This window comes from Mycolicibacterium sp. XJ879, assembly GCF_053483935.1.
On the sequence record NZ_JBEFTH010000038.1, the window covers coordinates 1 to 750 of the forward strand.

The 750-nt window shown below is 68.1% G+C and carries 1 protein-coding gene; it reads left to right on the forward strand.

The features are described 5' to 3' along the window. The coding region (locus ABQF13_RS25290; protein ID WP_448395551.1) for a condensation domain-containing protein at positions 1-750 on the forward strand (750 nt) is incomplete at both ends.

The window sequence follows — 750 nt, forward strand, 5'->3', positions numbered from 1 at the left end:
CTGCTGGCCGACCATGCCCGCCGTCCAGACGTGCTTCAGCTGGCCGAACCGTGGAAGAAGGTGGCGGCGACACCGACGGTGCTTCCTGCGACGCAGCCCGAGGCCGACACCTATGTGACCGCCGGGCGGTTCTCCGCCGAGTTGGATGCCGAAGCCACCGGCATGCTGCTCGATGAGGTGCCCGCGGCATTTCGAGCTGGGACACAAGATATCCTGTTGATCGCCTTCGCGATGGCGATCGCCGAGCTGTTGGCGGCCGGCGGTGCCCCGATCGCCATCGACGTCGAAGGCCACGGCCGCGACGAGGACGTGGCGGGCCCGGACACCGGCGTGGACCTGTCGCGCACGGTGGGCTGGTTCACCGCCAAGTACCCGGTGGCCCTGGTGACAGACCGGTTGTCGTGGGACCAGGTGATCGCCGGTGACGCGGCGCTCGGCTCGGCGCTCAAGAACGCCAAGGAGCAGCTTCGTTCGCTGCCCGACGGTCTAACCTATGGCCTGCTTCGCTACCTGAGCCCTGAATCGGGACTCGACGCCGAAGACCCGACAATCGGGTTCAATTACCTTGGGCGCCTTGGTGCTCCGACCGGTGACGGATTCGCTGAACCGTGGCGCGTCTCACCGAACGGGTTGTCGCTGACCGACGTCAGCGCTGCCGTGCCCATGCCGCTGGTGCATACCGTGGAGCTCAACTCGGCCACCGTCGACACGGACGCCGGCCCGCGGCTGCGCGCCGACTGGACGTGGGCG